A 24,559-nucleotide genomic window follows, 5' to 3' on the forward strand; every position below is an offset into this window, starting at 1 on the left:
AAAAAAAAGCCCCTACGGGCGCTGACGAACCGCGCAGACTCAATCCAGCGCGGCCAGCATATAGGCCCCGCCGCGCAGCGTGTGCAACAGGCGGGGGCTGCGGCCCGCATCGATCTTGCGGCGCAGCCTGCGCACCGCGATCGCGACCGCGTGGGATTTCGGGTTCTTGCGCTCGAAGACGGGCAGCTGCATGCCCCAGACCTGTTCAGCGAGTTGCCAGGCATCGTAGACCTCGCCCGGCCGCTGCATCAGGAAGGCCAGCAAGGCGAATTCCTTGGGCGTCAGCCGCAGGACCTCGCGATTGCGGATGACCCGGCCGCGCAGCAAGTCCAGCTCCAGGTCCGCGAGATGCAGGCTGTAGCTGGACTGCGGCGACGCATCGAGCATGGCGCAGGCCACGCCTGCCGCCCCGCCTATCGGCCCGCCCCGCCCTGGCGCTGCACTTCGGCCTGGTACTCGGGGCCGCTGCGCAGGCGCACATACTCGGCATAGGCGACCCGGTATTCACGGCTGTAGATATCGGGCGAGGCCTCGCCGCGCCAGAAGCGCTCCAGGCCGGCGCGCTTCCACAGGGCCAGGTCGGCGCGCACTTCCGCGCGCGTCAGGGACTGTCCGTGATAGCTGGCGGCGGGCTGCGCCTGCGCCGGGGTCTGAGCCTGGGCCAGGGACGTGGCACCGGCGGCCAGGGCCAGCGTCAAGGCAACGTTGCGAATGGTCTTCATGGTGAGCTCCTTGGGATGAATCGCTGCCGGTTTGCAGCATGGAGACCATTCTAGAAACGGGGTACGGACAAAACGCTGATAGCAGGATTACGTTTCTGCAAGGACTCGGTTGGCAATGAATGGGCGCAAAAAAACGCCGCCTCGCGGCGGCGTCCTGCCTGCCAGCGGCGCGCTCAGCGCACCTTGCCCGCCTTCCACGCCTGCAGCAGCGTGTCATAGGCGATGGTCTCGCCTTTGGACTTTTCGTTGGCCAGCTTCTTCCACGGCGCCTGCTGGTCGGACAGCCACTTGTTGGGATCGCCCTTGGCGTTGAGCTTGGGCGCGCACTGCGCCATGCCCGCCCGCTCCAGGCGCGCCATCACCTGGTCCATCTCGTTGGCGAGGTTGTCCATGGCGGCCTGCGGCGTCTTCTCGCCGGTCACGGCGGTGGCGACGTTCTTCCACCACAGCTGGGCCAGCTTGGGGTAGTCGGGCACGTTGTTGCCGGTGGGCGTCCAGGCCACCCGCGCCGGGCTGCGATAGAACTCGATCAGCCCGCCGTAGTTGGCCGCGTTCTTGGTGAAGAACTCGCTGTGGATGTCGCTGTCGCGGATGAACGTAAGTCCGGTAATGGACTTCTTCAGCGACACCGTCTTGGCCGTGACGAACTGCGCGTAGAGCCAGGCGGCGGCCATGCGCTTGGGATCGGTGGACTTGAAGAAGGTCCACGAGCCCACGTCCTGGTAGCCGTTCTGCATGCCGTCTTTCCAGTACGGGCCGTAGGGCGACGGCGCCATGCGCCACTTGGGCGTGCCGTCGTCGTTGACCACCGGCAGGCCCTTCTTGGTCATGTCGGCGGTAAAGGCCGTGTACCAGAAGATCTGCTGCGCGACCTGGCCCTGGGCCGGCACCGGGCCGGATTCGGAGAAGGTCATGCCCATGGCCTGCTGGGGCGCGTACTTCTTCATCCAGTCGACGTACTTGGTCAGCGCGTACACGGCCGCCGGGCTGTTGGTGGCCCCGCCGCGCGCCACCGAGGCGCCCACCGGCGTGCACTTGTCGTCGGCCACGCGGATGCCCCACTCGTCCACCGGCATGCCGTTGGGCAGGCCCTTGTCGGCGGCGCCGGCCATCGACAGCCACGCGTCGGTGAAGCGCCAGCCCAAGGACGGGTCTTTCTTGCCGTAGTCCATGTGGCCATAGACCTTCTTGCCGTCCAATTCCTTGACGTCATTGGAGAAGAAGTCGGCGATGTCTTCATAGGCGGACCAGTTGGTCGGCACGCCCAGCTCGTAGCCGTACTTGGCCTTGAACTTGTCCTTCAGGTCCTGGCGCGCGAACCAGTCGGCGCGGAACCAATACACGTTGGCGAACTGCTGATCGGGCAACTGGTAGAGCTTGCCGTCCGGCGCCGTGGTGAACTTGGTGCCGATGAAGTCCTTCAGGTCCAGGTTGGGGTTGGTCCATTCCTTGCCCGCGCCGGCCATGTAGTCCGACAGCGGCAGGATGGCGCCGTAGCGGTAGTGGGTGCCGATCAGGTCGGAATCGGAAATCCAGCCGTCGTAGATGGACTTGCCCGACTGCATGGACGTCTGCAACTTCTCTACCACATCGCCTTCCTGGATCAGGTCGTGAGTGACCTTGATACCGGTGATCTCGCTGAAGGCCTTGGCCAGGGTCTTGGACTCGTACTCGTGGGTGGTGATGGTCTCGGACACCACGTTGATTTCATTGACGCCCTGTGCCTTGAGCTTGGCGGCCGCCTCGATGAACCACTTCATCTCGGCCAGCTGCTGGTCCTTGGACAGCGTCGAGGGCTGGAACTCGGAATCGATCCACTTCTGCGCCTCGGGTTCGCCGGCCCAGGCCGCGGACGTGCCGATCAGGGCGATGGCGGCCGCGACGGCGCGCATGCGAAATTTCATGAAAAGTCTCCTCGAAAAGTCTCCCCTCTTTTGTGCTGCGGACTCCTGGCCGGGGAAGACGCTGGCCGATAGTCCTTCCAAACCGCTTGCTTGTTCTTGCGGGGTCTAGCCGCCCCGTCAGCCTTTCCTCATGATGAAGGCCAGCAACAGCATCGAGGCCACGAAGCTGATCCACACCGACGGCGGCCCGTCCAACGAAAACCATTCCGCCGCCTTGCCGCCCAGGCCCAGGAACGCCAGGTTGACCCAGGCCGCGGCCAGAAGGCCGATGAACAGGCGGTCGCCGCGCGTGGTGCGGATGGGCAGGAAGCCCTTGCGCTCCACCGTGGGCGATTTCAATTCCCAGATCGTCATGCCCACCAGCATCAGCGCGATGCAGCTGAAGAACACGGCGACGGGGGTGGTCCATACCATCCAGCTGAACATGGCCCGCCCTCCTATACCCGGCCCATCGCGAAGCCCTTCGCGATGTAATGCCGCACGAACCAGATGACGATGCCGCCGGGCACGATGGTCAGCACCCCGGCCGCGGCCAGCACGCCCCAGTCCATGCCCGACGCGGACACGGTGCGGGTCATGGTGGCGACGATCGGTTTGGCGTTGACCGAGGTCAGCGTGCGCGCCAGCAGCAGCTCGACCCAGCTGAACATGAAGCAGAAGAATGCCGCCACGCCCACGCCGGACTTGATCAGGGGCAGGAAGATGGTCAGGAAGAAGCGCGGAAAGGAATAGCCGTCCACGTAGGCGGTCTCGTCGATCTCGCGCGGCACGCCGGACATGAAGCCCTCCAGGATCCACACGGCCAGCGGCACGTTGAACACCAGGTGCGCCAGCGCCACGGCCAAGTGCGTGTCCATCAGGCCGAACGAGCTGTAGAGCTGGAAGAACGGCAGCAGGAACACGGCCGGCGGCGTCATGCGGTTGGTCAGCAGCCAGAAGAACACGTGCTTGTCGCCGATGAAACGGTAGCGCGAGAACGCGTAGGCCGCCGGCAGCGCCACGGCCAGCGAAATCACCGTGTTGATCAGCACATAGATCAGCGAGTTGATGTAGCCGGAATACCAGGCCGGATCGGTGAAGATCGTGCGGTAGTGCTCGAAGGTGAAATCGCGCGGCCACAGCGTCAGCGTGCTGACGATCTCGGTATTGGTCTTGAACGACATGTTCAGCATCCAGTACAGCGGCAGGATGGCGAACGCCAGATACAGCGCCAGGAAGATGGCGCGCCACCAGGTGCTTTGCTCACGCATTTGCGCGCTCCTCGTCCATGCCGCCCGTGGTGCCGGCGCGCTGCATCCAGTTGTAGAGGATGAAGCACAGCAGCAGGATGATCAGGAAATAGATGATGGAAAACGCCGCCGCCGGACCCAGGTCGAACTGCCCCACCGCCTTCTGCGTCAGGTACTGCGACAGGAAGGTGGTGGCGTTGCCGGGGCCGCCGCCGGTGAGCACGAAGGGCTCGGTATAGATCATGAAGCTGTCCATGAAGCGCAACAGCACCGCGATCATCAGGACGCCGCGCATCTTGGGCAGCTGGATGTACCGGAACACCGCCAGGCGCGAGGCGCCGTCGATGCGGGCGGCCTGGTAGTAGGCATCGGGAATCGCGCGCAACCCCGCATAGCACAGCAGCGCGACCAGCGGCGTCCAGTGCCACACGTCCATGACCAGCACCGTGACCCAGGCGTCCACGTCGCTGCCGGTGTAGTTGTAGTCCACCCCCAGCCAGGACAGCGTCGCGCCGAGCAGGCCGATGTCGGTGCGGCCGAACACCTGCCAGATGGTGCCGACCACGTTCCAGGGAATCAGCAGCGACAGCGCGATGACCACCAGCACCGCCGACGCGCGCCAGCCCGAGGCCGGCATGGACAGCGCCAGCAGGATGCCCAGCGGGATCTCGATGGCCAGCACCGCCAGCGAAAAGCCGATCTGCCGCAGCAGCGCGCCATGCAGTTCCTCGTCCTGCAGCACGGCGGCGAACCATTCGGTGCCCACGAACACGCGGCGCTCCGGCGAGATGATGTCCTGCACCGAATAGTTGACGATGGTCATCAGCGGCAGGATGGCCGAGAACGCCACGCACAGCACCACGGGCAGGACCAGGAACCAGGCCCGGTGATTGATCGGTTTCATCGGATCAGCTCCTCGTCGCGGTAGAAGCAGGTATGCGTATTGAGCGCCGACAGCCAGACCGTCTCGCCCGGCGCGGGCGCCTGCGCCTGGCTGTTCAGGCGGGCGCGCACGGCATTGCCTTCGAAGTCCGCCGTCAGCAACAGGTAGGTGCCGACGTCTTGCAGCCGTTCCACCCGCACCGGCAGCCCGCCCGGCGCGCCCGGCTCCACCCGCCGCAGGTACTCGGGCCGCACGCCCAGCTTGACCGGCCCGGCGTCCGCCAGGCGCGCGGCCTGGGCGGCGTCCAGCCCATCCAGCTGGCAGGCGCCGACGCGCAGCGCGCCGTCGGTCCATTGGGCCGGCAGGAAGTTCATGCCCGGCGAGCCGATGAAATGGCCCACGAAGGTATGCGCCGGCCGTTCGAACAGGTCGTCAGCGCCGCCCACCTGCACCGCCCGTCCGCGCGCCATCACCATCACCTGGTCGGCGAAGGTCAGCGCCTCGGTCTGGTCGTGCGTGACGTAGATCAGCGTGAGCTTGAACTCGCGGTGGATCTCCTTGAGCTTGCGCCGCAATTCCCATTTGAGCTGCGGATCGATCACCGTCAGCGGCTCGTCGAACAACACCGCCGACACGTCGCTGCGCACCAGGCCCCGGCCCAGCGAGATCTTCTGCTTGGCGTCGGCGGTCAGGCCGCTGGCGCGGCGGTCCAGCACCTGGGACATTTCCAGCATCTCGGCGATGCGCCCCACGCGCTCGCGGATCCGGTCGGGCGCGATGCCTCGGTTGCGCAGCGGAAACGCCAGATTCTCGGCCACGGTCATGGTGTCGTAGACCACGGGAAACTGGAACACCTGGGCGATGTTGCGGGCCTGCGGCGTCTTGGCGGTGACATCCTGCCCGTCGAACAGGATGCGGCCATGGGACGGCCGCAGCAGTCCCGACACGCAGTTGAGCAAGGTGGTCTTGCCGCAGCCCGACGGGCCAAGCAAGGCGTAGGCGCCGCCATCGCGGAACGTGAACTTCAGCGGCAGCAGCGCGTAGTCCTCGTCGGCCTGGGGATGGGGCACGTAGGAATGGGAGAGGTCCAGCTCGATCTGCGCCATCAGCGGGCCTCCTTCGCGACGGGAGCCGACAGCCAGCCCGGCGCTGCCAGCAAGGCGCCGTCGGCGCCGAAGGCGTAGGTCTGCGCCGGATCGAAATACAGCCGCAGGCGCTGGTCCAGCGTGCAGCGGTGCACGCCCGGCAGCTGCGCCACCACCTCGCCGGCGGCGGTCTCGGCATGCACGAAAGTGTCCGATCCGGAGATCTCGGCCAGCTTCACCACGCTGTCCAGCGCGATGTGGCCGGGCTGCTCATGCACGTCGAGCGCGCCGGCGCGCAGGCCGGCGGTGATGTCGCCGGCTCCCGCGGGCAGGGGCCGCTCCACGCGCACCCCGCCCGGCAGCTCGAAGCCGCCCGGCCGCCGCGCGGCGGCGAACAGGTTCATGGGAGGGTCGCTGAAGGCGCGCGCCACGCGGATGGAGGACGGACGATGGAACACCTCGGCCGTGGGTCCATATTGCAGTAGCCGCCCTTCGTCGAGTACCGCCGTATAGCCGCCCAGCAGCAGCGCCTCGCCGGGCTCGGTGGTGGCATAGATCACGGTCGAGCGCCCTTGCGCGAACAGCGCGCTCAGCTCGTCGCGCAGCTCTTCGCGCAGCTTGTAGTCCAGGTTGACCAGAGGCTCGTCCAGCAGGATCAGCGGCGCGTTCTTGACCAGCGCGCGCGCCAGCGCCACGCGTTGCTGCTGGCCGCCGGACAGCTCGGAAGGATAACGCTGGACCAGATGATCGATATGCAGCCGCGCCGCCATCGCCATGACCTTGTCGGCGATGCTGCTCTCGCCGCGCAGCTTGAGCGGCGAGGCGATGTTGTCGAACACCGTCATCGACGGATAGTTGATGAACTGCTGGTACACCATCGCCACGTTGCGCTGCCTGACCGGTACGCCCGTGACGTCCACGCCGTCGGCCAGCACGCGGCCCTCGGTGGGCCGGTCCAGCCCGGCCATGATCCGCATGAGCGAGGTCTTGCCCGCCAGGGTGGCCCCCAGCAATACGGTCATCGCGCCCGGCGCCGGCGCCAGGCTCATCGGATACAGGTGCGTTTGCGAGCCGGCCCGCAAACCTGTCCTGTCCAGGTTCAGCTGCATCTAGTCTCCTCAACCTACCAATACGTCCCGGTTTTTTCGACCGGGTTGGGGCATTGCGGTGCTGCAGCTTATCCGCCCCCGTTTTTTTGGGCGCGAATCAGCGGGCCTTTCATGTTGCTTTCGTTTTTTGTGCGTTTTACTTAAAAAGCGAACAGAAAACAATCTTGCAGTGCGTCATTATTTTTCGCTTTTGTTGTTTTATCATACGCACATGACACTGAATCCCAGACAGAGCGCTTTGATCGAAATGGTGCGCGCCCAAGGCTCGGCCACGATCGAAGAACTCGCCAAACGCTTCGACGTCACGCTGCAGACCGTGCGGCGCGACGTGCATTTCCTGTCGGAAGCCGGCCTGCTGTCGCGCTTTCATGGCGGCGTGCGCATCGAGGCTTCCACCATCGAGAACATCGCCTACCGCAAGCGCCAAGGGCTGCACGCGGCCGGCAAGCAGCGCATCGCCGAGGCCGTGGCCCGCGCCGTGCCGGACGGCTGTTCGCTGATCCTGAACATCGGCACCACCACCGAGGCCATCGCGCGCGCCCTGTTGCGCCATCGCGGCCTGCGCGTCATCACCAACAACCTGCACGTGGCCGACATCCTGTCCGACAATCCGGACTGCGAGGTGATCGTGGCCGGCGGCGTGGTCCGCTCGCGCGACCGAGGCATCATTGGCGAAGCCACCATGGATTTCATCCGCCAGTTCAAGGTGGATATCGGCCTGATCGGCATTTCCGGCATCGAGGCCGACGGCACGCTGCGCGACTACGACTTCCGCGAAGTGCGCGTCTCCCGCACCATCATCGAACAGTCGCGCGAAGTCTGGCTGGCGGCCGACAGCAGCAAGTTCAAGCGCCAGGCCATGGTCGAGCTGGCCCACATTTCCGAGATCGACCGCTTCTTCACCGACGCGCATCCCCAGGAACCGCTGGCCCAGGCGCTGCTGGACGCCGGCGTGCGCTGCGAGGTCGCGGCCGCCGCGCCGGCCAAGCCCGCCGCCTGAATCCGCCCCGACGCCCGCCCACGCCCACCACAGGCCGAACCGACAACCTTCCACAGCGCATGACCCCAATCCCCGAGGACATGCCCTACCAGCTCCTATGAATTCCACTCTCGCTTCCGTCACCCCGCCCGATCGCGACCGCCTGCTCGCCCAGCTCGACAACACGCCCGCCTGGGACGTGATCGTCATCGGAGGCGGCGCCACCGGCCTGGGCACCGCCGTGGACGCGGCCTCGCGCGGCTACCGCACGCTCTTGATCGAAGGCGCCGACTTCGCCAAGGGCACGTCCAGCAAGGCCACCAAGCTGGTTCACGGCGGCGTGCGCTACCTGGCGCAGGGCAATGTCAGCCTGGTGCGCGAAGCGTTGCACGAGCGCGGCCTGCTCAACCGCAACGCGCCGCATCTGGTGTGGCCGCTGGGCTTCGTGGTGCCGGCCTACAACCTGCTGGACCAGCCCTTCTATGGCATCGGCCTGAAGATGTACGACATGCTGGCGGGCAAGCTGAACCTGTCGCCCAGCCGCTGGCTGTCGCGCCGCGACACGCTGGCCAACGCGCCTACGCTGGCCGAGCAGGTCAATGGTCGCGGCCTGAAGGGCGGCGTGCTGTATTACGACGGCCAGTTCGACGACGCGCGCCTGGCCATGAGCCTGATGCGCACGCTGTTCGACCTGGGCGGCACGGCGGTCAACTACGTGCGCGCCACCGGGCTGACCATGACGAACGGCAAGGTCGACGGCGTGACGGCCACCGACGCGCTGGGCGACGCGGTCTTCACGCTGCGCGCGCGCTGCGTGATCAACGCCACCGGCGTCTGGGTCGACGCCGTGCGCCGCATGGAAGACAAGAACGCTCCCACCATGGTCGCGCCCAGCCAGGGCGTGCACCTGACGCTGCCGCGCGATTTCCTGCCGGGCAAGCGCGCCATCCTGATTCCCAAGACCGACGACGGCCGCGTGCTGTTCGTGGTGCCGTGGAACGGCCACACCATCGTCGGCACCACCGACACCCCGCGCGACGACCTGCCGCTGGATCCCGACGCCGGCGCGCAGGACGTGGACTTCATCCTGGGCACGGCGGCCCGCTATCTGAGCCGCAAGCCCACCCGCGATGATGTCACCAGCGTCTGGGCCGGGCTGCGCCCCTTGGTCAAGGCCACCGGCGAGGCATCCACCAAGACGCTGTCGCGCGAACACACCATCCTGGTGTCCAAGGCCGGCCTGGTCACGGTCACGGGCGGAAAATGGACCACCTACCGCCGCATGGCGCAGGACGTGGTCAACACGGCCATCCAGAACCAGCTGCTGACGCAGGCCCCCTGCCGCACCGAGTCGCTGGCCCTGCACGGCGCCGCCGGACTGTCGCCGTCGCAGGAACACGCCGGCACGCCGGACAGCTACTACGGCAGCGACCTGCCCGCGCTCAAGGCCCTGCCGGGCGCCGAGCGCATGCTGGTCAGCGCCAGCGGCCTGTCCGAAGCCCATGTGCGCTACGCCGCCCGCTACGAGCTGGCGCGCACCGCCGAGGACGTGCTGGCGCGTCGCAACCGCGCCCTGTTCCTGGACAGCGAGGCCGCCATGCTGGCGGCGCCGGAAGTCGCCCGTATCCTGGCCGAGGAACTCGGCCACGACGCCGCCTGGCAGCAGCGCACGCTGCGCGACCTGGAACCGGTGGCGGCGCGCTATCGCCTGCGCTGAAGCGCGGGATTTCATGCGCAGGCAGCCTCCCGCCCTGTACGCCTGCGCCGCCCTCTGCGCGGCGCTGGCGCTATGGGGCGCGCCTGCCGCGGGCCGCGACGGCGGCAAGACGGCAGGCGCCGGCCTGGCGCCGCCCACAGCCGCCGCTAGCGAAACGGCGAACGGCGACGCGCGCGACTGCGCGCCCACCGAGCGCGCCGGCGGCAAGGTCATTGACATCTACTGGACGCGCGGGCCCGACCATGGCCGGATCACCGGCGGCGAGGTCGATCATTACGTCGACCTGAATCTCGTGGTCCGGACGCGCGGCTACCTCGAAGGCGATTGCGTGGAAGCCACCGTGCAGGCGACCGACGGCGGCGACATCGTCGAAGGCCGCAAGACATTGACGCTGCACGGACGCGTCGACAAGGCGGGGGTCGCCTACTTCAAGGAACCGCTGCGGCGCTACACGCTGATCCTGTCGGACGGCGACAAGGACGCGCCCGAGCAGGACGCGCCAGGCTCCCGCCCTGCGCCCTGACGCGACCGCCGCCTGGAAAGCGGCGGCCGGGCGCCCTCAGGGCACCCGCAGCGGGCTGTGCCTGATCATGCCCTCGAACACCCGCAGCAGGTCGGGATCGCACTTGGCGCCGGCCTCGCGATGCAGGATCAGCATGATCTGCGCATGCGTGCGGGCCGGGTGATAGGGTCGCGCGTCGCCCAGCGCATCGTAGGAATCCGCCAGGGAAATGATGCGCGAATGCAGCGGGATGTCATGACCCGCCAATCCATCCGGATAGCCGGAGCCGTCGAAGTGCTCGTGATGGTGGCGCACCGCCAGCGCGATCTGGTCGCGTCCCGGCAGGTCGCTCTGGCCGATGATGTCGGCGCCGACGGCGGCGTGCGACTTCATGATTTCCCAGTCCTCGTTTTCAAGCCTGCCGGGCGAGAACAGCACGCGATCGGGCGTGGCGATCTTGCCCAGGTCGTGCAATCGGGCGGCGACGGCGATGGACTCCAGCTCGTCTTCGGCCAGGCCGCAGGCACGGGCCAGCGCCACGCTCAGCGCCACCACGCGGTGGCAGTGCCGACCCGTGGCCGGATCGCGCGCACGCATCGCGGCGAACAGCGCCGCCTCACAGGAGCCGGGCGGCTCCCCTTCCGTCGAAAAACGCTGCGGGACATCCGTGGCCGGGGATGGGGCAGCCAGGCCGTCTGACGGTGACGGCGGCACTGAGGGTACGTCTGGAGGCATCGAACAAGGCATGCGCGGCACTGCGATGGCGCCGCGTCGGAATCATAAAGTAGCGATTCTGACACATTGCTGCACGTTCCGCGCGCGCTGGGCGGCGCGTCTCCGACGCCTGTCGGTTCACTGGCGCAGGCGCTCCAGCAAGGCCTCGGCCACCCCGACCGACGATGCCGGATTCTGCCCGGTGATCAGCAGCCCGTCGGCGATCACGTGCGGCTGCCAGTCCTCGGCGCGGCTGTACTGCGCGCCCAGGCGCACCAGTTCATCTTCCACCAGGAACGGCACGATCTGGCTCAGGCCCACTGCGGCCTCCTCGGCGTTGGAAAAGCCCGTGACCTGCCTGCCCTGCACCATCGGCTTGCCGTCGGCGGTCCTGGCGTGGCGCAGCACGCCCGGCGCATGGCACACCGCCGCCACGGGCTTGCCGGCGGCCAGCATGTTCTGGATCAGCTTCACCGAACGCGGATCCTCGGCCAGATCCCACAGCGGCCCGTGGCCGCCCGGGTAGAACACGGCATCATGATCGGCCGCCTGCGCCTCGGCCAGCGGCAGCGTGGCCGCGAGCCGGCGCTGGGCCTGGGCATCGCCACGGAAACGATGGGTGGCCTCGGTCTGGGCTTCGGGGTCGTCGCTCTTGGGATCCAGCGGCGGCTGGCCGCCCTTGGGCGAGGCCAGCGTCAGCTCGGCGCCGGCATCCAGGAAGGCATAGTACGGCGCGGCGAACTCCTCCAGCCAGAAGCCGGTCTTGCGCCCGGTGGCGCCCAGCGTGTCATGGGAAGTCAGGACGATCAGGATCTTCATTGCGTGCTCCTGTAGCGCGACCTCGCCGCCGCGCGCGCGGCGGACGGGGGATCGTTGAGGAATGCGCCGGCTCGCGGCCCGTGAGGCCCGCGCCGGCGGAAACGGCGGAGGCCGGAAAGGATCGCCTCCGGCTGGCCTGACCCATTACACCATCGATGGGCCAATGCCGCCGGCCCGCCCGCCAAGCGGCCGGTTCATGCGCCCACATCGTGCACCAACATCGCGCACGCCACAGGGCGCGGCAGGCCATGTCCGAGAATTCGGGTCAGAAAGGGGCGTTGAGCGAGGTTTGGGAATCACTGGTAACCGATGCATCATTCATGCGCTCGAGCCGCAATGACCCCCCACAACGATTCATGAATGACCTACTAGACCTGATCGTCTTTTCTCCCGACGCCGATCAGCGCGCGCGCCGCAGCGGCGCACTGGCCGAAATGGGCTTCTCGCCCCGCCGCTGCGAAGATTCCAACGGCCTGTTCCGCCTGTTCCAGACCCGCCGCACGCCGCTGCTTGTCATGGAAGCGGAGCTGACCGATCTGTGCATGGCCGTCGCCGGCCTGCGCGCCATGGACACCACGGCGGGCATCGTCGCCATATCCACCTTCGATTCGCCAGAGAACCGCATCCTCGGGCTGCACTGCGGCGCCGACGTCTGCTTCCAGCCCGACGTCGCGACGGCCGAGATCGCCGCCGCGCTGCAGGCCCTCGTGCGCCGCACGCCGCCTTCGGGACGCCGCCACGCCGAGGCGGAGACGCGCGCGCAGCCAGCGTCCGCTGGCGCAGCAGCCGGACGCTGGCAGTTCCAGGACGCCGCCTGGACCCTGGTCAGCCCGCGCGGCGAGCGCCTGCCGCTGACCCAGGCCGAGCGCGAATTCCTGCTCAAGCTGACCTCGGCCATGGACAAGCGCCTGCCGCGCAGCGACGCCTTCGCGCCCGACCCCCAGGCCGGCCGCGACTCGGTGCGCCGCACCGACGTGGTGGTGAGCCGGCTGCGGCGCAAGGCGCAGGACATGCACCTGGACCTGCCGATCCGGACGGTCTGGGGCTGGGGCTACGCCTTCACCGGTGAGATCTAGCGCGGGCGTATCATGCGCGCAGCGATCGCGGTTTCCTGCCCGCCCGTTCCGCACTCCCGCGATCCCGGATCCAACATGGACGTATTCAGCCAACTGCAAGCCCTGCTGACCCGCCATCAGGCGCGCTATCGCCTGATCGAGCATGCCGCCGCCGGCAAATCGGTCGAAGTCGCCGCCATCCGCGGCACCGCCGTGAGCCAGGGCGCCAAGGCGCTGGTCTGCCGCGTGAAGATTTCCTCGAACCAGCGCCGCAACGTGCTGGCCGTGTTCCCCGCCGACCGCCAGGCCGACCTGGACGCCATCGCCCGCGCCGCCGGCGGCAAGAAGGCCTCGCTGGCCTCGCAGGACCTGGCGCGCGAGCTGACCGGTTGCGAGATCGGCGCCATCCCGCCCTTCTCCTTCAATCCCGAGCTGCACCTGCTGGTCGACCCCACGCTGCGCGAGCGGCACGATGAAATCGTGTTCAACGCCGGCCGTCTGGACGCCTCCATCCTGCTCGACACGGAAGACTACTTCCGGCTGGCCGCGCCCGAGGTCGCGCCGCTCATCAAGGACTGACCATGTGCCTCGCCGTGCTAGCCCTGCATGCCGTCCCCGGCATCCCTGTGCTGATCGCCGCCAACCGCGACGAATTCCACGCCCGCCCCACGCTGGCCGCGGCGCAATGGCCCGACGCGGCCGGCATCTACGCCGGGCGCGATGCGCTGGCCGGCGGCACCTGGATGGGCGCTTCGAGCCATGGCCGCTACGCGCTGGTCACCAATTTCCGCGAACCCGGCCTGAACCGCGCCGACGCGCCCTCGCGCGGCGCGCTGGTCGAACGCTACCTGCGCGGCGACGAGCCGCCGGCCGAGTACATGGCGCGCGTCCATGACGAGGGGCAGGCCTACAACGGCTTCAACCTGATCGTGGGCGACATGGAACAAGCCTGGTATGTCAGCAACCGCGACGGCGCGCCGCGACGGCTCGTAGCAGGCTTGTACGCGCTGTCCAACCACCTGCTGGACACGCCCTGGCCCAAGCTCGCGCGCACCAAGCGCGCCTTCACCGATGTGCTGCGCCAGGGCCAGGGCCCCCAGCCCGACCTGCCCGCGCTGTACACGGCCCTGGCCGATCGTGAACCGGCCGCCGACGACGAACTGCCCGCCACCGGCCTGCCGCCGGACCGCGAGAAACTGCTGAGCAGCCCCTTCATCGTCAGCCCCACCTACGGCACCCGCAGCTCGACCGTGCTGGCCTTGCGGGAGCATGGCGCCGGGCTGCTGCACGAGCGGCGCTACGCGCCTGACGGCACGCTGAACGGAGAAAGCGAACTCCTCTTCGAGCTGCCTTCCGAATACGCCGGCGCACGAACTCCGGACGCCGTCGCGGGTCGAAACGCATGACGCGCGCCGGCCAGCGCCCGGCGCGGCGCACCGCAGTCCGTCGAATCAAAGAGAACAGCATGAACAAGCGCATCGAACGTTGCACCATGGCCGCGGCCATGGCCTTGGGCAGCATGGCCATCGCCGGCCTGCTGAACACCGCGCAGGCGGGACTGCCGCCGGTCCAGCATCAGGGATCGGTGCAGTACGTCAGCGGCGGCATCGGGCTCGACGAATCCGAGGCCCTGAAGGCCGCCGCCAAGGACTATCCCCTGGCGCTGACCTTCGCCGCACAGGTCGGCGGCAAGGCCGACTATGTCGCGGACGTGACCGTGGCCATACACGACGGCCAGGGCAAGCCGGTGCTGCGCGCGACGTCGGAAGGCCCGTACATGCTGGTGAAGCTGCCGGCCGGCGACTACAAGGTGTCGGCCACCTACAAGGGCCAGACGCAGGAACGCCAGGTCGCCGTCAAGGGCGCCGGCGCCGCACGCGCCGTCTTCGAGTGGAAATGACGCCGCGCCGGCGGGCCGGCTGAGGCCCCGGGGCGGCGCGGCGGCCGGCTCAGACGCCGGTGAACAGGATGGCGATGGTGAAGCCGATGCTGGTCGCCCAGACCAGCGAGCGCAGCGCGCCCCAACCCGCCACGTACATGGCCAGATAGCCCAGTCGCAGCCCCAGCCAGCACGCCATCAGCGTGGCCACGCGCGTCGCGTCGGCCTGGTTGTGCAGCGCGAACAAGACCGCCGCGTAGAAGAAAGGCAGCGCCTCGAAGGCATTGCTCTGCGCCGCGTTGGCGCGCGCCCGCCAGCCTTCCTGCCGCGCCAGCCAGGGACGCGGGTCGTTGTTGTCGAACTTCTGGCCGCCCGCCTTGGCCAGGATGGCGGACAGGAACGGCACGATCGCCGCCGCCAGCATCAACCACGCAATCATTTTCATGGGCAAACCTCTGCTTGGATGTGAGAAAACGCGGTGACGCGCGCCGCCGCGCTGGCCGCATGGTCGCCCGAAAGCCGGAAAATGAAAAGCCCGTCACCGTTTACACTCGCCACTTTTCCCGATCGCGAGTTTCCGGTGCCCTTGTTGTCCCCCTGGTCCGTCCTGTTCCTGTCCGCCGCCTTGCTGTGGCCCCCCGCCACGCGCCGTTGGGCGCCCCTGGCGCTGGCGGTGGCCTATGCCTGGGCCGGCACGCAGGGCGCGCTGGACCCCGCCGCCCTGGCCGCGCCGGCGCTGCTGGCGCTGGCCGCCCTGCTGGTGCAGCCGCCGGCCCCGACCGCCCTGCGGCTGGCCGGCCACATGCTGTTCATCGCCGTGGCGGCGGCGCTGTTCCTGCACCTGATGCCGGGATTCCACAATCCGCTGGTGATCCCGCGCGCGCCGCTCAGTCCGGACGCCGTGCCGTTCAGCATGTACCTGAACCTGGACAAGCCGCTGGTGGCGTTCTGGATCATCCTGGCCCTGCCGCCCGTCATGACGGGCCTGGACGCGGGCCGCACGCTGCGCGCCACGCTGGCCTGCGGCGCGGCGGCGGTGCTGGTGTGCCTGACGCTGGCGCTGGCCCTGGGCATGGTCGGCTGGGCCCCCAAGTGGCCGGACAACGGCTGGCTGTGGCTGGTCAACAATGCCTTGCTGGTGACGCTGGCGGAGGAAGCGCTGTTCCGTGGCTATATCCAGGAACGGCTGGGCCGGCTGTGGCGCGCGCGCCGCTGGGGCGCCGATGCCGCGCTGCTGTGCGCGGCCGCGCTGTTCGGCCTGGCGCACTATGCCGGCGGCTGGCAATGGATGCTGCTGGCGGGCCTGGCGGGGGCCGCCTACGGCCTGGCCTACCGCCACGGCGGCCTGGCGGCGGCGGTGCTGGCGCACCTGGCGCTGAACACCGCGCACTTCGGCCTGTACACCTATCCCATGCGCGCGGCATTCTAGGACGCGCCGCAGCCGGGACGCGGACGCGCCCATGCGCGCCGCGCGCCCGGCGCTCCGGCCTCAGGCCAGCGCCGGATAGTCCGTGTAGCCGCCGGGGCCCGGCGCGTAGAACGTGGCGGGGTTGGGCCGGTTCAGCGGCGCCTTCAGCGCGAAACGCCGCGCCAGGTCCGGATTGGCGATGTACTGCACGCCGAATGCCACCGCGTCGGCGCGGCCGGCGGCGATCGCGGCCTCGGCGGACTCACGCGTAAAGCCTTCGTTGGCGATGTAGGCGCCGCCAAAGGCCGCCTTGAGCGCGGGGCCGATGCTGTCGGGCGCCTCATGCTCGCGCACGCACAGGAACGCGATGCGGCGCCGGCCGAGTTCGGACGCCACGTAGCCGAAGGTGCCGGCGCGGTCCGAATCGCCCATGGTATGGATATCGCCGCGCGGCGACAGGTGCACGCCCACGCGGCCCGCGCCCCAGACACCGACGCAGGCGTCGGTCGCTTCCAGCAGCAGGCGCGCGCGGTTCTCCACCGGGCCGCCGTAATCGTCGTTGCGCAGATTGGTGCTGTCCTGCAGGAACTGGTCCAGCAGGTAGCCGTTGGCCGCATGCACCTCTACGCCGTCGAAACCCGCTTCCTGCGCCATCTGCGCGCCCAGCCGGTAGGCCTGGATCACGCCGGGCAGTTCCGCCGTTTCCAGCGCGCGCGGCGTCACGTAGGCGCGCTGCGGACGCACGTGGCTGACGTGGCCGCGCGCCGCCAGGGCGCTGGGCGCCACCGGCAACTGGCCGTCCAGGAACATGGGGTCCGAGATGCGGCCCACGTGCCAGAGCTGCGCGAAGATGCGGCCGCCGGCCGCGTGCACGGCGGCGGTGACCTGGCGCCAGCCCTGCACCTGCTCGGGCGTCCACAGGCCCGGCGTGTCGGCATAGCCCACGCCCTGCGGCGTCACGGCGGTGGCTTCCGACAGGATCAGGCCCGCGCCGACGCGCTGCGTGTAGTACTCGGCCATCAGCGCATTGGGCACGCGCCCGGGGCTGGCGTGCATGCGCGTCAGCGGCGCCATGATGACGCGGTTGGGCAGGGTCAGGTCTCCCAGGACCAGGGGTTCGAACAATAGGCTCATGCGACTTCCTCTTGCCCCGGCGCCTGCCGGGGCGTTGCTGAACGGACGGCGCTACATGTCCTGGTTCAGTTGCCGCAGGAATGCGGCGATCAGGGCTTCGTTGCGACGGAAGAACACCCATTGCCCGACCTTGGTGGCCGTGATCAGGCCGGCGCGCTGCAGCACGGCCAGATGCGTGGACACCGTCGACTGGGACAGTCCGCAGCGGCCGTCGATGTGGCCGGCGCAGACGCCATGCTCGAAGGTATGGCCCGGGCGTTCCTCGAAATACGCCTTGGGATCCTTCAGCCACGCCAGGATCTCGCGGCGCACCGGGTTGGCGAGCGCCTTGAGGATGGCGTCGGCGTTGACGGTTGGGTCGTCGCCGGCGGAAACGGAATTCGAAGGATCCGGGTTCATATTCAAATATCGCAATTTATCGAATCATATATCGTTAAAGCTCGATATATGCTCATGCCCCCGCGACGAGTGGGGATACTCGCCGCATTCGCGTGCCAGCGCCGCCTCATCGACGCGATGCCGCCCGGAAGCCGCGAGCCGTGCCCCTTCATTCATCGCCCACCCTGCCGCGCAGCCGCTTGACCTCGCCATGCAGCACCTTGCGCTGCACGCGCCGGCGCTGCGAGGCGCGGGTGGGCCGCGTCGGCCGGCGCGGCTTTTCCGTGCGCGCCGCCGCGCGCACCATGGCGATCAGGCGCTCGATCGCCTCGGCGCGGTTCTTTTCCTGGCTGCGGAACGCCTGTGACTTGATGACGATGACGCCATCCTTGGAGACGCGGTGGTCGTTGAGCGCGCACAGCGCGTCCTGAACCTCGGCCGGCAGGCTGGAGGCGCGCACATCGAAGCGCAGATGCACGGCGCTGGACACCTTGTTGACGTTCTGCCCGCCCGCGCCCTGGGCGCGGATCATCGTGAACACAAGCTCGCGCTCGTCCAGGTACAGGGAATCTTGGATATGAAACATGGGCGCCAAGTCTACGCCAAGGCCCGGCACGGCTTTGCCGGGAGCGCTAAAATAGTCCGCTTTTGCCCGAATCCCGGCATCCCATGACTTATTCCGCCAAAGAGATTTTCAAGACGCTGCAGGGCGAAGGCGCCCACGCCGGCCGCGCGGCGGTGTTCTGCCGGTTCGCGGGCTGCAATCTCTGGACCGGCCGCGAAAGCGACCGCGCCAGCGCCGCCTGCACCTTCTGCGATACCGACTTCATCGGTACCGATGGCGAAGGTGGCGGCAAGTTCACCACGGCGCAGGCGCTGGCCGACGCCATCGCCGCGGCCTGGGGCCCCGGCGCGGAACGGCGCTACGTGGTCTTCACCGGCGGCGAGCCGCTGCTGCAGCTGGACGAGGCCCTGCTGGCCGAGGTGCACGCGCGCGGCTTCACGGTGGCCATCGAGACCAACGGCACGATGCCCGCGCCGGCCGGCATCGATTGGATCTGCGTCAGCCCCAAGGGCACGGCGCCGGTAGTGCTGGAACGCGGCAACGAACTCAAGCTGGTCTATCCGCAAGCCAATGCGCTGCCCGAACGCTTCGCGCACCTGGATTTCGAGCATTTCTTCCTGCAACCCATGGACGGTCCCGCCCGCGTGGCGAATACCGAACGGGCCGTCCAATACTGTACGCAGCATCCGCAATGGCGGCTCAGCCTGCAAACGCATAAATACATAGGCATTCCATGATTCACCCCTACGCTTCGCGGAGCGCGCAATGATCTCCGTGACCCGCAGGCTGGAATTCGACGCCGGCCACCGCATTCCCGATCACCGCAGCCAATGCCGCAACCTGCACGGCCACCGCTATGTGCTGGAAATCACCCTGACCGGCGACGTGGTGCAGGCGCCCGGCGAGTCCGACAACGGCATGCTGATGGATTTCTCCGAAATCAAGCAGATCGCCAAGCAGCACATCGTCGACGTCTGGGACCACGCCTTCCTGGTCTATGAGGGCGACGCCGCCGTGCGCGGCTTCCTGGACACCCTGCCCGGCCATAAGACCGTGGTGCTGGACCGCATCCCCACGGCCGAGAACCTGGCCGCCATCGTGTTCGAGACGCTGGCGCCGCACTATCACGGCCACTATGGCGCCGAGCTGCGCCTGACCCGCGTGCGCCTGTACGAAACGCCCAACTGCTGGGCCGACTGCAACGGCTGACGGCCGCGCGCCGGCCTGATCCGGGCCGGCGCTCCCTCCTTCCCGCTCCCGCCTCCCGGCTTTCCATCCATGGAAAGCCCGCCTCCGATCGTCCCGATTGAAAAAATTCATGGAGATATCGTTCATTTTCATTTATTAGTAAGCTAATAGATAGGATACAATCTAATTCATGAACACGCCTTCCGACTCCCTGCTCATGGCCACCACCGCAAATCTCATGGTGCTGTCGCGCGCCTATCGCGGCGCCGCCGACAAGGCGCTGGCCGACTACGGCCTGTCCCAGGCCACCGCCTGGCCCGTCATCCTCGCCGGCCGCCTGGGCGATGGTGTGCGCCAGGGCGCGCTGGCCGAGGCGCTGGGCGTGGAAGGCCCTTCCCTGGTGCGCGTGCTGGACCAGCTGGTCGCCGCCGGCCTGATGGAACGGCGCGAAGACCCGCATGACCGCCGCGCCAAGACCCTGCACCTGAGCGAGGCCGGCCAGGCGCTGCGCGCCCAGGTCGAGGACGTGCTGGTCGCGCTGCGCCGGCGCCTGTTCGACGGCATCAGCGAAGACGATCTGCAAGCCTGCCTGCGCGTGTCCGAGGCGCTCAAGGCCGCGCTGGGCCGCAGCGCCGCCGGCGCGCAGGAGGACTACCGGCCATGAAGCTGCCGGCGCTGCCCAATGCCCGCGAAGCCGTGTTCTCGCTCAAGAGCTACGCGGGCGCGATGCTGGCGCTCTATCTGTCGTACAGCATGGGCCTGCCGCGTCCGTTCTGGGCCATGACCACGGCCTACATCGTGTCGCAGCCCTGGTCCGGCGCGGTGCGCTCCAAGGCGCTGTACCGGCTGGTCGGCACTTTCGTCGGCTCGGCCATGACGGTGTACATGGTGCCGCGCCTGTCCAACTCGCCCGTGGTGATGACCGCCGCCATGGCCCTGTGGGTCGGCGCCTGCCTGTATATGTCGGTGCTGGACCGCACGCCGCGCTCCTATCTGTTCATGCTGGCCGGCTACACCGCCGCCATGATCGGTTTCCCGTCCGTCTCCGAGCCCACGCTGGTGTTCGACACCGCGCTGGCCCGCGTCGAGGAAATCGCGCTGGGCATCGTCTGCGCCACGCTGGTCCACAGCGTGGTGCTGCCGCGCGGCCTGGCGCCGGCGCTGACGCTGCTGCTGGACAAGGCCGTGCGCGACGCCCGGCTCTGGATGCAAGACATCCTGGCCGGCGGCGACGCCGGCAAGTCCGACAAGGACCGCCGCACCCTGGCCAACGACATCACCCAGCTGCGCCTGCTGTCGACCCATGTGCCGTTCGACACCAGCAACCTGCGCTGGACCGCCGGCGCGGTGCGCGCCATGCAGGACCGCGTCGCGGCGCTGACGCCCATCGTCTCGGCCGTCGAGGACCGCATGCGCGCCCTGCAGGCCGACGGCCAGCCGCTGCCCGAGAACGTCGCGCGCCTGCTGGCCAGCATTTCCAAATGGATCGACGCCGGTCCGCGCGCCACCCATGCCACCGCGCTGCGGCTGCGCGCGGCCGCCGTCCGGCTGACGCCGGCCATCGACAGCCGCTCCAGCTGGCGCGACGCGCTGCTGGCCAGCCTGATGACCCGGCTGCGCGAGCTGATCGACGGCTATGACGAATGCCTGACGCTGCGGCGCGAGATCCGCGCCGGGCTGAACGGCGCCGCGCGACGCGCGCCGCGCCACCTGGACGCGCAGCGCCGCCCGCTGCACCGCGACCACGGCATGGCGCTGCTGTCGGCCGCCGCCGCCGGCCTGGCCATCGCCGCCTGCTGCGCGTTCTGGATCGGCACGGCCTGGAGCAACGGCGCCACCGCCGCGCTCATGGCCGCCATCTTCAGCTGCTTCTTCGCCTCGCAGGACAATCCCGTGCCGGGCATCATGCAATTCCTGACCTACACGGTGTATTCGATCCCGCTGTCGGCGCTGTACCTGCTGGGCATCATGCCCGCGATCCATTCCTTCGAGATGCTGGCGCTCTCGATGCTGCCCACCGCCTTCGTGATCGGCGTGTTCATCGCCCGCCCGGCCTCCGCCGGCAAGGCCATGGCGGTGCTGTTCGGCTTCGTCGGCACCATGGCGCTGCACGACACCAACACCGCCGACCTGGTCTCGTTCATCGACACCCAGGTCGCGCAGATCATGGGCGTGGGCCTGGCGGCGGTGATCGCCGCCATCTTCCGCACTGTCAGCGCCGACTGGAGCGCGCGCCGCATCCAGGCCGCCAACTGGCGCGACCTGGCGGCGCTGGCGGCCTCGCCGCGCACCCAGGCCCGCCACGGCTACGCGGCGCGCATGCTGGACCGCATCGGCCTGCTGCAACCGCGCCTGGCGCTGGCCAAGCGCCCCGACGACGTGATGGCCGCCGACGCGCTCAAGGACCTGCGCGTGGGCCGCGACATCACCGAACTGCAGCGCGCGCGCCGCCACCTGCCCATGGCCGAACCGGTGCTGCGCCCCGTGCTCGACGGACTGGCGCGCTACTTCCGCGATCGCTCGTCCTGGCGCGGCGGCCAGAAGACGCCGGAATTCCTGGCGCAGATCGACCGCGCGGTGGTGGCGCTGGTGGGCATCCGCCGCGCCTTCTTCCCCGACGCGCCCGAGTACCAACCCGCCCATCCCCACCTGGAGGGCCACGCATCATGATCGGCGAATTCAACCTGTACGGCATTTACTTTCCCTGGCTGCTGGTGCTGGGCGTGGTCACGCTGGGCGTGGCCTGGGCCCTGCGCCGGCTGCTGGCCCGGGCCGGCCTGTACCGGCTGGTGTGGCACCCGGCGCTGTTCGACCTCGCGCTGTTCGTGGTGCTGCTTTACGGCGTCACCCTGATATCTCCCTATATTTTCCAGAGACTCGCATGAAGATCCCCAACGCCCTGCGCCCCGCCGCCATCGGCAAGTTCGCGCTGACGGCCGCCGTCGTGGCCGCCGCCGTCGCGGCTGGCTGGCAGCTCTGGGTGCATTACGAAATCGAACCCTGGACCCGCGACGGCCGCGTCAAGGCCTATGTGGTGCAGGTCGCGCCGGATGTGTCCGGCCTGGTCACCGACGTGCCGGTGCACGACAACCAGGACGTGAAGGCCGGCGACGTGCTGTTCGAGATCGACCGCGCCCGCTTCCAGCTCGCCTACGACCAGGCCCAGGCCTCGGTGCGCTCGCAGCAGGTGGCGCGCGAACAGGCGCTGCGCGACGCCAAGCGCAACCGCGCGCTGGGCCAGCTGGTCGCGGCGGAAGCCCTGGAACAGAGCCAGACCAAGCTGCAGCAGACCGAGGCCGCGCTGGCCCAGGCCGAGGTGCAGTTGAACAGCGCGCGCCTGAACCTGGAGCGCAGCCGCGTGCTGGCCGCCACCGACGGCCGCGTCACCAACCTGGACCTGCGCGCCGGCGCCTACGCCACCGCCGGTCGTGGCGTGATGGCGCTGGTGGATTCCGGCTCGTTCTACATCGAAGGCTATTTCGAGGAAACCAAGCTGCCCCGCATCCACGAAGGCGACCCCGTGACCGTGACGCTGATGGGCGACGACCGCCGCATCCACGGCCATGTGGAAAGCATCGCACTGGGCATCGCCGACCGCGACCGCAGCACCGGCGCCAACCTGCTGCCCAACGTCAACCCCACCTTCAACTGGGTGCGGCTGGCGCAGCGCATCCCGGTGCGCGTGAAGATCGACCAGGTGCCCGAGGGCGTGCGCCTGGTGGCCGGCCAGACCGCCACCGTGTCCGTCAACCCGCCGGAGACCGCGCGGGACGACGGCGCGCCGCGCCACTCCTGATCCCCGCTCACCCGCCCTCCGTCTCCACACGTCTTGCCGCAACCGTCATGAATACCCGCCATTTCCTTCCGCTGATGCTGACCGCCGCGCTGGCGGGCTGCGCCGCCGTGGGTCCGGACTACCGGACGCCCGCTGACGCCGCCATCCAGCGACCGGACGCGCAGGCGCCCTTCCTGGAGTCGCATGAGGCGGCCTACCGGCAGGACGCGCCGCCCGGACGCTGGTGGCGGCTGTACGACGACCCGGCGCTGGACGGACTGGTGGAACAGGCGCTGGCCGCCAATACCGACCTGCGCGTGGCCGCCGCCAATCTGGAACGCGCGCAAGCCGCCACCCGCGAAGCCCAGGCCCAGCAGCAGCCCAGCGTCGGCGTCAACGCTTCGCCCACCTTCGGCCACGTTTCCGGCCTGCAGGAGCTGCAGCCGGGCGTCGATCCCCCCAGCCGCTGGTCCTACTCGGCCGGCGCCAGCGTGTCGTACCAGCTGGACCTGTTCGGCCAGATCCGCCGCGCGGTGGAAGCCGCAAGCGGCGACGAGCAGGCCGCCCGCGCCGCCTATGACGCGACCCGCGTCACCGTGGCCGCCGAGACCGCCCGCGCCTATGCCAACATGTGCGCCGCCGGCATGCAGCTGGCGTCCGCCCGGCATTCGGTCGAGGTGCAGACAGCCTCGCTCGACGCCGTCGAGCGCCTGCAACGCGCCGGACGCGGCACCGTGCTGGACGTGACCCGCGCCCGCGGCCAGCTGCAACAGCTGCAGGCCAACCTGCCGCCGTTCCAGGCCCAGCAGCGCACCGCGCTGTACCGGCTGGCGGCGCTGACCGGCCGCACGCCGGCGCAAATTCCCGCCAGCCTGCTGCAATGCGCCACGGCGCCGCGCCTGACCCAGACCATTCCGGTGGGCGACGGCGCCGCGCTGCTGCGTCGCCGTCCCGACATCCGCCAGGCCGAACGCAGCCTGGCCGCCGCCACCGCCCGCATCGGCGTGGCCACGGCCGACCTGTACCCCAAGATCTCGCTGGGCCTGTCCGGCGCGTCCGGCGGCCCCGCGGCCATGTTCGGCGACCGCGGCACCTTCAGCTGGAGCATCGGGCCGCTGATCTCCTGGACCATTCCCAACACCGGCGCCGCCCAGGCCCGCATCGCCCAGGCCGAGGCCGGCACCAAGGCCGCCGCCGCCCGCTTCGACGCCGCCGTGCTCAACGCACTGCGTGAAACGGAAAGCGCGCTGACCGTCTATGCGCGCCAGCTCGACCGCGAAAGCGCGCTGCAAGCCGCGCGCGAGCAGAGCGCCCAGGCCGCCAGCCAGGCGCGCCAGCTGTTCCAATACGGCAAGACCGACTACCTGACGGTGCTGGACGCCGAACGCACGCTGGCCGCCAACGAAAGCGCGCTGGCGGCGGCCCGGGCCGAACTCAGCAGCGACCAGATCGCCGTGTTCCTGGCGCTGGGCGGCGGCTGGGAGGACGGGGGCGAACCCGACCGCCGGCATTGA

Annotated in this window: 29 protein-coding genes; 15 read left to right on the forward strand and 14 right to left on the reverse strand. The window is 69.0% G+C overall.

Annotated elements, in window-relative coordinates:
• Window positions 1–39 precede the first annotated feature (39 nt).
• From ACEU5R_RS24125 to ACEU5R_RS24160, 8 genes are all read right to left on the reverse strand, one after another.
• On the reverse strand, window positions 40–387 hold the full coding sequence (locus ACEU5R_RS24125; RefSeq protein WP_392412184.1) for a winged helix-turn-helix domain-containing protein: 348 nt from the start codon (window positions 385–387) through the stop codon (window positions 40–42).
• A 26-nt stretch (window positions 388–413) separates the two neighbouring features.
• The gene (locus tag ACEU5R_RS24130) at window positions 414–722 is read right to left on the reverse strand and encodes a DUF4148 domain-containing protein (RefSeq protein WP_103274632.1); all 309 of its coding nucleotides are present in this window, start codon (window positions 720–722) and stop codon (window positions 414–416) included.
• Between the two features lie 173 nt (window positions 723–895).
• The gene (locus tag ACEU5R_RS24135; protein WP_392412187.1) at window positions 896–2,626 is read right to left on the reverse strand and encodes an ABC transporter substrate-binding protein; all 1,731 of its coding nucleotides are present in this window, start codon (window positions 2,624–2,626) and stop codon (window positions 896–898) included.
• A gap of 117 nt (window positions 2,627–2,743) precedes the next feature.
• On the reverse strand, window positions 2,744–3,052 hold the full coding sequence (locus ACEU5R_RS24140) for a DUF2160 domain-containing protein (protein ID WP_103274634.1): 309 nt from the start codon (window positions 3,050–3,052) through the stop codon (window positions 2,744–2,746).
• Between the two features lie 11 nt (window positions 3,053–3,063).
• Window positions 3,064–3,876 carry a carbohydrate ABC transporter permease gene (locus ACEU5R_RS24145; protein ID WP_392412188.1) on the reverse strand — a complete coding sequence of 271 codons (813 nt, stop codon included), beginning with the start codon at window positions 3,874–3,876 and terminating at the stop codon, window positions 3,064–3,066.
• A complete protein-coding gene (locus ACEU5R_RS24150) occupies window positions 3,869–4,759 on the reverse strand; it encodes a carbohydrate ABC transporter permease (RefSeq protein ID WP_103274636.1) in 891 nt (296 codons plus the stop codon). The genes ACEU5R_RS24145 and ACEU5R_RS24150 overlap by 8 nt, the downstream gene beginning before the upstream one ends.
• Complete coding sequence (locus ACEU5R_RS24155; protein WP_103274637.1) at window positions 4,756–5,844, reverse strand: ABC transporter ATP-binding protein; 1,089 nt, start codon at window positions 5,842–5,844, stop codon at window positions 4,756–4,758. Before ACEU5R_RS24155 ends, ACEU5R_RS24150 begins: the two co-directional genes overlap by 4 nt.
• Window positions 5,844–6,932 (reverse strand): ABC transporter ATP-binding protein, encoded by a 1,089-nt coding sequence (locus ACEU5R_RS24160; RefSeq protein WP_392412191.1) that lies wholly within the window; start codon window positions 6,930–6,932, stop codon window positions 5,844–5,846. The genes ACEU5R_RS24155 and ACEU5R_RS24160 overlap by 1 nt, the downstream gene beginning before the upstream one ends.
• Before the next feature lie 211 nt (window positions 6,933–7,143).
• Between ACEU5R_RS24160 and ACEU5R_RS24165 the strand changes: the two genes are divergently transcribed.
• The 3 genes from ACEU5R_RS24165 (at window position 7,144) to ACEU5R_RS24175 (ending at window position 10,151) form a co-directional block, all read left to right on the forward strand.
• A complete protein-coding gene (locus ACEU5R_RS24165; protein WP_233772451.1) occupies window positions 7,144–7,932 on the forward strand; it encodes a DeoR/GlpR family DNA-binding transcription regulator in 789 nt (262 codons plus the stop codon).
• Window positions 7,933–8,029: 97 nt separating this feature from the next.
• Window positions 8,030–9,628, forward strand: a complete 1,599-nt coding sequence (locus ACEU5R_RS24170) for a glycerol-3-phosphate dehydrogenase/oxidase (RefSeq protein ID WP_103274640.1) — start codon at window positions 8,030–8,032, stop codon at window positions 9,626–9,628.
• Window positions 9,629–9,641: 13 nt separating this feature from the next.
• Window positions 9,642–10,151, forward strand: a complete 510-nt coding sequence (locus ACEU5R_RS24175) for a hypothetical protein (RefSeq protein WP_392412194.1) — start codon at window positions 9,642–9,644, stop codon at window positions 10,149–10,151.
• A 36-nt stretch (window positions 10,152–10,187) separates the two neighbouring features.
• Here the strand turns inward: ACEU5R_RS24175 and ACEU5R_RS24180 are convergent, their stop codons facing one another.
• Window positions 10,188–10,727: an HD-GYP domain-containing protein gene (locus ACEU5R_RS24180; RefSeq protein WP_103274642.1), complete on the reverse strand. Its 540-nt coding sequence runs from the start codon at window positions 10,725–10,727 to the stop codon at window positions 10,188–10,190.
• 255 nt (window positions 10,728–10,982) lie between these two features.
• On the reverse strand, window positions 10,983–11,663 hold the full coding sequence (locus ACEU5R_RS24185; RefSeq protein ID WP_392412196.1) for a type 1 glutamine amidotransferase domain-containing protein: 681 nt from the start codon (window positions 11,661–11,663) through the stop codon (window positions 10,983–10,985).
• A gap of 356 nt (window positions 11,664–12,019) precedes the next feature.
• Between ACEU5R_RS24185 and ACEU5R_RS24190 the strand changes: the two genes are divergently transcribed.
• The 4 genes from ACEU5R_RS24190 to ACEU5R_RS24205 all read left to right on the forward strand — a co-directional run bounded on the left by ACEU5R_RS24190 (window position 12,020) and on the right by ACEU5R_RS24205 (window position 14,618).
• On the forward strand, window positions 12,020–12,739 hold the full coding sequence (locus ACEU5R_RS24190; RefSeq protein WP_103274644.1) for a response regulator transcription factor: 720 nt from the start codon (window positions 12,020–12,022) through the stop codon (window positions 12,737–12,739).
• Window positions 12,740–12,814: 75 nt separating this feature from the next.
• Entirely contained in the window at window positions 12,815–13,297 is a 483-nt protein-coding gene (locus ACEU5R_RS24195; protein WP_103274645.1) for a YbaK/prolyl-tRNA synthetase associated domain-containing protein, read from the forward strand.
• Window positions 13,298–13,299: 2 nt separating this feature from the next.
• Window positions 13,300–14,124 carry an NRDE family protein gene (locus ACEU5R_RS24200; protein ID WP_392412197.1) on the forward strand — a complete coding sequence of 275 codons (825 nt, stop codon included), beginning with the start codon at window positions 13,300–13,302 and terminating at the stop codon, window positions 14,122–14,124.
• A 59-nt stretch (window positions 14,125–14,183) separates the two neighbouring features.
• Complete coding sequence (locus tag ACEU5R_RS24205; RefSeq protein WP_103276502.1) at window positions 14,184–14,618, forward strand: carboxypeptidase-like regulatory domain-containing protein; 435 nt, start codon at window positions 14,184–14,186, stop codon at window positions 14,616–14,618.
• Window positions 14,619–14,667: 49 nt separating this feature from the next.
• On the opposite strand, the gene ACEU5R_RS24210 is transcribed toward ACEU5R_RS24205, so the two are convergent.
• Window positions 14,668–15,042: an MAPEG family protein gene (locus ACEU5R_RS24210; protein ID WP_103274647.1), complete on the reverse strand. Its 375-nt coding sequence runs from the start codon at window positions 15,040–15,042 to the stop codon at window positions 14,668–14,670.
• Window positions 15,043–15,177: 135 nt separating this feature from the next.
• Here ACEU5R_RS24210 and ACEU5R_RS24215 point away from each other — a divergent pair, with 135 nt between their 5' ends.
• Entirely contained in the window at window positions 15,178–16,026 is an 849-nt protein-coding gene (locus ACEU5R_RS24215) for a CPBP family intramembrane glutamic endopeptidase (protein WP_392412199.1), read from the forward strand.
• 60 nt (window positions 16,027–16,086) lie between these two features.
• Here the strand turns inward: ACEU5R_RS24215 and ACEU5R_RS24220 are convergent, their stop codons facing one another.
• From ACEU5R_RS24220 to arfB, 3 genes are all read right to left on the reverse strand, one after another.
• The gene (locus tag ACEU5R_RS24220) at window positions 16,087–17,139 is read right to left on the reverse strand and encodes an alkene reductase (RefSeq protein ID WP_392412201.1); all 1,053 of its coding nucleotides are present in this window, start codon (window positions 17,137–17,139) and stop codon (window positions 16,087–16,089) included.
• A 51-nt stretch (window positions 17,140–17,190) separates the two neighbouring features.
• The gene (locus tag ACEU5R_RS24225; RefSeq protein ID WP_392412202.1) at window positions 17,191–17,538 is read right to left on the reverse strand and encodes an ArsR/SmtB family transcription factor; all 348 of its coding nucleotides are present in this window, start codon (window positions 17,536–17,538) and stop codon (window positions 17,191–17,193) included.
• 148 nt (window positions 17,539–17,686) lie between these two features.
• Complete coding sequence (gene arfB, locus ACEU5R_RS24230) at window positions 17,687–18,103, reverse strand: alternative ribosome rescue aminoacyl-tRNA hydrolase ArfB (protein ID WP_103276504.1); 417 nt, start codon at window positions 18,101–18,103, stop codon at window positions 17,687–17,689.
• Between the two features lie 83 nt (window positions 18,104–18,186).
• On the opposite strand from arfB, the gene queE reads away from it, so the two are divergent.
• The 7 genes from queE to ACEU5R_RS24265 all read left to right on the forward strand — a co-directional run bounded on the left by queE (window position 18,187) and on the right by ACEU5R_RS24265 (window position 24,559).
• On the forward strand, window positions 18,187–18,819 hold the full coding sequence (queE, locus tag ACEU5R_RS24235; protein ID WP_103274650.1) for a 7-carboxy-7-deazaguanine synthase: 633 nt from the start codon (window positions 18,187–18,189) through the stop codon (window positions 18,817–18,819).
• Between the two features lie 28 nt (window positions 18,820–18,847).
• Entirely contained in the window at window positions 18,848–19,291 is a 444-nt protein-coding gene (gene queD, locus ACEU5R_RS24240; protein WP_103274651.1) for a 6-carboxytetrahydropterin synthase QueD, read from the forward strand.
• A 169-nt stretch (window positions 19,292–19,460) separates the two neighbouring features.
• On the forward strand, window positions 19,461–19,934 hold the full coding sequence (locus ACEU5R_RS24245; protein ID WP_392412205.1) for a MarR family winged helix-turn-helix transcriptional regulator: 474 nt from the start codon (window positions 19,461–19,463) through the stop codon (window positions 19,932–19,934).
• Window positions 19,931–21,940, forward strand: a complete 2,010-nt coding sequence (locus ACEU5R_RS24250; protein WP_392412206.1) for an FUSC family protein — start codon at window positions 19,931–19,933, stop codon at window positions 21,938–21,940. Before ACEU5R_RS24245 ends, ACEU5R_RS24250 begins: the two co-directional genes overlap by 4 nt.
• Entirely contained in the window at window positions 21,937–22,155 is a 219-nt protein-coding gene (locus ACEU5R_RS24255; protein ID WP_103274654.1) for a DUF1656 domain-containing protein, read from the forward strand. The genes ACEU5R_RS24250 and ACEU5R_RS24255 overlap by 4 nt, the downstream gene beginning before the upstream one ends.
• Window positions 22,152–23,066 (forward strand): HlyD family secretion protein, encoded by a 915-nt coding sequence (locus ACEU5R_RS24260; RefSeq protein WP_103274655.1) that lies wholly within the window; start codon window positions 22,152–22,154, stop codon window positions 23,064–23,066. The genes ACEU5R_RS24255 and ACEU5R_RS24260 overlap by 4 nt, the downstream gene beginning before the upstream one ends.
• Window positions 23,067–23,113: 47 nt before the next feature.
• Window positions 23,114–24,559 carry an efflux transporter outer membrane subunit gene (locus tag ACEU5R_RS24265; protein WP_392412208.1) on the forward strand — a complete coding sequence of 482 codons (1,446 nt, stop codon included), beginning with the start codon at window positions 23,114–23,116 and terminating at the stop codon, window positions 24,557–24,559.

Source organism: Achromobacter sp. 413638, assembly GCF_043119405.1.
Lineage (GTDB): Bacteria > Pseudomonadota > Gammaproteobacteria > Burkholderiales > Burkholderiaceae_B > Achromobacter.